General features: G+C 56.0%; 5 protein-coding genes. 3 read left to right on the plus strand and 2 right to left on the minus strand.

From position 1 onward, the window contains the following. Positions 1-290: 290 nt before the first annotated feature. The 3 genes from BN1233_RS48405 (at position 291) to BN1233_RS47005 (ending at position 2,780) form a co-directional block, all read left to right on the plus strand. Positions 291-605 (plus strand): hypothetical protein, encoded by a 315-nt coding sequence (locus tag BN1233_RS48405; RefSeq protein ID WP_046864778.1) that lies wholly within the window; start codon positions 291-293, stop codon positions 603-605. 299 nt (positions 606-904) lie between these two features. Then, on the plus strand, positions 905-1,255 hold the full coding sequence (locus BN1233_RS47000) for a hypothetical protein (protein WP_147707342.1): 351 nt from the start codon (positions 905-907) through the stop codon (positions 1,253-1,255). A gap of 4 nt (positions 1,256-1,259) precedes the next feature. Beyond that, positions 1,260-2,780, plus strand: a complete 1,521-nt coding sequence (locus tag BN1233_RS47005; protein ID WP_147707344.1) for a hypothetical protein — start codon at positions 1,260-1,262, stop codon at positions 2,778-2,780. A 1,039-nt stretch (positions 2,781-3,819) separates the two neighbouring features. Here BN1233_RS47005 and BN1233_RS16945 read toward each other — a convergent pair. Continuing rightward, a complete protein-coding gene (locus BN1233_RS16945; RefSeq protein ID WP_046864780.1) occupies positions 3,820-4,362 on the minus strand; it encodes an HD domain-containing protein in 543 nt (180 codons plus the stop codon). Positions 4,363-4,406: 44 nt separating this feature from the next. Further along, positions 4,407-5,459, minus strand: a complete 1,053-nt coding sequence (locus BN1233_RS16950; protein WP_052763825.1) for an ADP-ribosylglycohydrolase family protein — start codon at positions 5,457-5,459, stop codon at positions 4,407-4,409. Between the last annotated feature and the right edge of the window lie 324 nt (positions 5,460-5,783).

Raw genomic sequence — 5,783 nt, forward strand, 5'->3', positions numbered from 1 at the left:
TAAGTCACTGGCTAGAAATCGAAATGTCACTTTGCCTTGGCTTGCTCGCGGCGAAGAGATCGAACGCGTTTAGATCAGAGGATTGGCATTACGGATTCCTCGGCGGCCTGGGCAGCCTGATTGAACTGTTCTTCCAGCCACGCATTCGGTTCCGAAGGCTTGCAACTACTTCCTAAGCCCACACGACGTATTCGAGTCTGTGTTTGACAGGCCATTCAGGAGAATGGCTCTCAGGTCGCTGGTTTTTCCGCAGGCTAGGTAATCTTCACGCTGCCTGATTTCCTGGACGCGTGTTCCACCTGCAACTGCTCGCGCTCGTGCTTCTCCAGGCTCTAGTCGTCCGTGACCTCCTCAACGAGACCAGCAACATTCTCCTCGAAGATTTCAGCGATCATCTCGCTTGGGACCTCCTGGCCCTCGATGGCGTCGAGCAGGAGTGCCGCGAGGTTGGGTCCTTCCGGCCCGTGGCTTCTACAACGAACGTAGCGATATGCCAGCGGGCTGGGGCGTCGGCTGCTTTTGCGGCCGCAGGTAGCTATGTCGCCTCACTACACCGCACCGAAAGGATTGCGCAAACGCCGCCCCGTTACCGTCCCGATTATTAGGAACTATGTCGATTAGTTGAGGTTTGCGACGATCCATGCTAATGATTAGTTGGAAGTCCCTTTTGCTTGGATCAGCCACACAGCGTCTTTGGAGCGAGGCAAAAGCAACAGTTGCCTCGTGATAGTTCGTCTCTGTGACACTTGGGTCATACTTCACATGCACGGCGAGGTCCGGCTCTTATGAGTCTCGATTCGAGTTCCTATAGCCGAAGCCAGGAATGTCACAGTATTCAAGAGTATATTCAGATTGCATTTAGCTGGTGTCCGTAGCCCGAGGCATCTGACCGGAGCATGGCGACATGTCTAATCCTGATGAAATCGAGATTGAACTCTGCGGTGCGGAGCAGCCATTGCACAATCTGGTGGATCAATTGAAAGATGACTCCAACGATGTGGAAGTAGTGAGCGTTCATCAGGAAAAAGATGAAACAAAATTGGCATTCGAGCTTGGCACCCTCGCGACTGCTATTTTGATTATTAAAGGGGCCTACTATGCAACGGCACTTGCAAAAAAGATTCACGAATGGATGAAGGAGTCGGGCTCAAAAAAATATCCATCCGGACTCCGTATAACGAGATCACAATCACATATAGCGACGATCTCAGTCAAGAAAAAGTCGCGGTGCTCCTTCGCAAAGCTGCGGAGTTGACTCCATGAGTGTTGGCCTACAAAGCGACTACGGCGGCTTTGACCCGAGATTCCTCGGCGTCACACTGAAGTTTGATCGCTTTTCCTCTGTTGAACGTTTAATTGCTCATTCCACAATATCTGATCCACTGGCTCAGGCTGCCGACACAGAGGGCATCTTCGCGGAGTTGGCATTAGCGACAACGTTTGAGCACGAAGCGCGACACTTCCACGATTTTCTTATATCCCCCTATAACCAGCTTATATTTCGATTGAAGCTACAGGCCATTATAAACGGCTTTCAGGCACTTGTAGAACTAAAACGCAGGCGGACGGCAGAGAAGTGGAACTGTATCCCCGTGCCGCTTTCCTCTTGGTGTCGATACACACAGGATGAACGGGAAAGGCGCGCTACCAGATGGAAGCAAGCGCCACCGGATGGAAGTGCTTGGAAGCCGCCGACCATACCGTTTATTCCACATGATCTGAGTGACATCTCTAAAAAAGCTGGTTTCTACGAATGCGGAACTGATCCCGCGTTAACTACGCTGTTGGCCGGGACATTGAGGGGCTACGATAACATACAAGGAATAGTACGGAATCCTGCAACGAAAACCAATGGTATATCGGTACAACCATGGCACATTATGGAGCTTTCCGCAGTCATTGTTCAGTCACACCAAGTTTTGGCGTGCTACGGCGATGAAGCGTCGAGGGTGTTTTTCGACTATTGGCAAAATAAATTTCCTCAGCAGTATGTCGAGTTGGTCAACATACTTCGCCATATTTGGGTTAGCAAGAATGTTCCATGCCCGCTCTGGATGATCAGTCCGATACTAACATGGTCACTAATGGGGGATTATTTTGCCGATAAATGGGACGCATGCCCGTCAGTTCGGCTGATAATGCTTTGGAAGCTGCTGATGCAGCAAGGCCCGCCCCGAGACGATGTTCCCGTCCAGAGATTGTTCGACGAATGGTCCCATACCCTCGGGCTGAGTTCGGTTGCGAACTCGCTCAACGGTATGCTTGCGCAGAATGCTAGGCTGGTAGAGCGCTATAGGAATGAGGTATTGAAAGTTTCGGGTCCCGCGAGAGGGATAGAACGCCAAATCTGTTGGGCTGCCGAAACCTTAGTTCGTGCAGGGACGAAGATGGCGAAAGCCTTTACTGACGATCCCGACACCTACGTCAATCCTAGACGCTATCTTGAGTGTATGGACGGTTACGTCAGGCCGCCGATTAGGATAGAGTTCAGCGATGAGCAGGCGTTACCTGCTTTTCGTGAGGCTGACCTCGATAGAATGGGTTATGAGGTGCTGTTTGGGCATCCAGCAGACAAAGGTTTGGTCGGTGTCCGATCTATGCTAATTAAAGCTGATATTCCGGGTGAAGAACTAATCAATGGAAATTCAGCTTTCGATCTTTACACGGTGATGCTGTTTAACGATTTTTTGTTCTACGGGCTAAATAGGACCGATTGGGAGTTTCGTGCCGTGCGGACGGTTTTAACTGAGGAGATAGACTACTACCTCCTGAACTGCTAGGTGTCGGGTAAATTGGAATCTGCCTGCTGCTCTGTTGAGAGATTCGGTTGGCGTCCGCACTTAGTGTTGCAAAGAGGTTGCTCCTCGTTGCGCCTGCCACAGCATGAACGCCTCCGTCTACTGGATGACTATCTGGACAGCCACTTCCTCGAAGTTAAGCGGATTGCCATATTTTCGCGACTTTCTCTTTTTTGGCATGTATGTGCCTTAACAAGCTCAGCAATCGTTTGACGGGTTTCCGTAGCACGTGAATCATGGCCTCTTATGCTCGCATAGGGCTGTCTCTAGGACACTTCTACGCATTCCTATTTGAGATTGCTGCTGGGTTGGTCACGTGGGATTCTGCCCTCCAGTCTAATTTGCTGATCGACAACACTGCATGGCAGTCGGATGCACTGCTGGCACATATCCAGCCGCCAGCGCTCGCACGGTCGGCTCCGGTGTAAGGACGGTCACCTCAGCCTCAAGTGAGATCGGGCGATGCTCCGTGTAACCCTCATGCGACCAGCGGTGCAGGCGATCATTCCAGATCAGCCATGCCGACGCTGGTCTTTCGGGCAGGCTCACGAAGGTGCCGTCTGGCAGATCACCGAGCCTCCCTGAGGTCCGCACCTGTTTCTTACTCCACGTGACGCGTGCTCGGTGGAGAGCTTCGTCCACGTCACTGGACTTTGGCGGGTTCGGGAGGTCTTGCGCCCTTTGCCAAGCCTCGATGAACCTCGTGTACTCCTCGCGGCGGCACTCGCCACATGGCCGATGCCCCGCAGCGAGAGAAACGGCCTCATCGCAGAAGAATAACTCCGTGTATTTCCCCGGAGCCATGATTGTGCGGCGGCGGTTCCTGAACGAGAGAGCACAGGCCACCCAGTTCTTGTGCCGCCAGCGGGATGGCCCCAGGCGACCCTCCGCGTCGTGAAGGATGCCTCTGTTTCCCATCAGGAGGCCCCGAGCCGTTGTGGCCTCGAACTCTCCGAAGGGCGTGACGCGATTCTGACGTGGCATGGCGGTCACTGATCCCCTAGCCATTACCATTTGTGCTCTACGGCTCTACAGACCGATCGGCAGCTTCCGCAGCCCGATCAAACTCGGCTTCAAGCCACGCATTCGTCCCGCGCAATCCCGTAACGACCTCACGAGCCCATGCGACGTATTCGAGGCGGCGCTTCACCGACCAGTCCGGTGACGGGCTCGCAGTGATTGCCCTGAGGTTGCTCGTCTTGTCAGCCAGCTTGATTAGCTTTGCCCGGTCGGACTTCATCGGTGCGCTCTCGACCTGTCTCCGTTTCCGATCCGCTTTCGGGATGCTCTTGTCGTCCGTGACCTCCTCGACCACGCGGGCGATCTCTTCGCCCCACCGGGCGACGATCATGGCGCGGGGCACCTCCTGATCCTCCATGGCATCGTGAAGGAGGGCCGCGATGACAAGTTCCGGGTCCTTGCCCTCCGTCGCTTCGGCCACAAGGCTCGCGACCTCCAAGAGATGATTGATGTAGGGCTCCTGTGCAGCGCCCTTCCGGCGCTGGTGAACGTGCCACCGTGCGACGGCATCGGCGGCTTTGAGGACGGCGATCCATTCCTTCATGACATGATCCTTTGGACTTATTGGTGGGGGAGGGGGGCTGGACGTTACCTCCCCGGATACTGCCTCCCCAATTCTTCAAGATGAGCCCGCCCTTCGATCACCGCCGTGAAATCCTGCGCCAGGACCTCGATCGCATCCCGTAGCTCGACGTGCTCGGCCCACTCGTTCGGCAGGCACGACGGCCCATGGAGGGCTCCGACGATGTTCCCGGTGATTGCACCTGTCGTATCGGAAGCCCCGCCGTGGTTCACGGCCGCGATAATTGCCTCCCGAGGTGTCTCCGCCGCCAGCGCGCACAGGACGGCAATGGCGAGTGCGTCCTCCGCGTGCCAACCCTCGCCAAGTTCGGAGAGATGGTCCCGCCAGTCGTGCTCCTGTCTGAGACGTAGCGCATTCTCCAGCGCCGCACGGACTTCGCCTGCCTTCTTGTGCCGCTGGAGAATCGGCAGGGTGCGCTCCACCGCTTCCTGAACGTCATTGCCCTCGACGATGTGGGCGATGGTCGCAGCGAGTGCGCCAGACGAGAAACAGGCCGAGGGGTGCCCGTGGGTCGTCCGGGCCGTCTCGACCGCCAGATTGAAGGCTTGCGGCACACCGGTCACCCGCGCCACGAACCCGAACGGTGCATCCCTCCCGACCGTGCCGGAGCCCTTGCTGTCGTTCTTAGCGGGTTGACCAGCGTTCACCGCATCGTGGAGGGCGGTCATGCAGGTGTTGCCGGTCGCCCGCCGCTCCCATAAGCGATCATCCCAGGCCAGCCAGCCCGCGAGCCCCTTCTTGTGGGATCGGGTAAAGAACGACCCGCCCTGCGTGGCGAACCACCGGAGATAGGCGCGGTGGACAATGGTCGGCGTGTGGCACTCGCCCTTCATGAAGTGATGGAGGTAGGCGACGATCAGCCCTTCGACGGTGAACAGGAGCATCTGCGTCTCGTCAGTCACTGCTCCGACGAAATCATCAATGATGTCAGTGAAATCGGTGATCCCGCCCGGACCATACATCGTCTGGATTTCGGCGCGGGTCAGGAACTCGACTGGTGCACCGAGGGCATCGCCACATGCGCCGCCGAGCAGGCAGCCCAGGACTCGGTCGTGCAAGGACAATGATGCTCCTTGATGGGCTTGCCTCCGAACTTCCATTACCGACTCCCAGGCGACGGCGTAGCGTCTGTACATACAATGACGGTTACGGTAGGTATGACGCAATGGCAGGCTTGCACAGATAGTGGCAGTTAACTCCTCTCACTCTGCACACTACCGCTCGTCTACACTTGTCGATCTCCGCAATCAGAGGCGGACTGTGATATCGCGATACTCGAAATCGCTACCAACTTCCCGTCGCTTCATCTCCCTCTGGACGCCAGAGACGAAGACTGTGTGTAGAGAAGGTGCCTCCGGACGTTGAGCACGCTTCGGCTCATA

The sequence above is a fragment of the Microvirga massiliensis genome (assembly GCF_001006805.1).
In the GTDB taxonomy this organism is placed as follows: domain Bacteria; phylum Pseudomonadota; class Alphaproteobacteria; order Rhizobiales; family Beijerinckiaceae; genus Microvirga; species Microvirga massiliensis.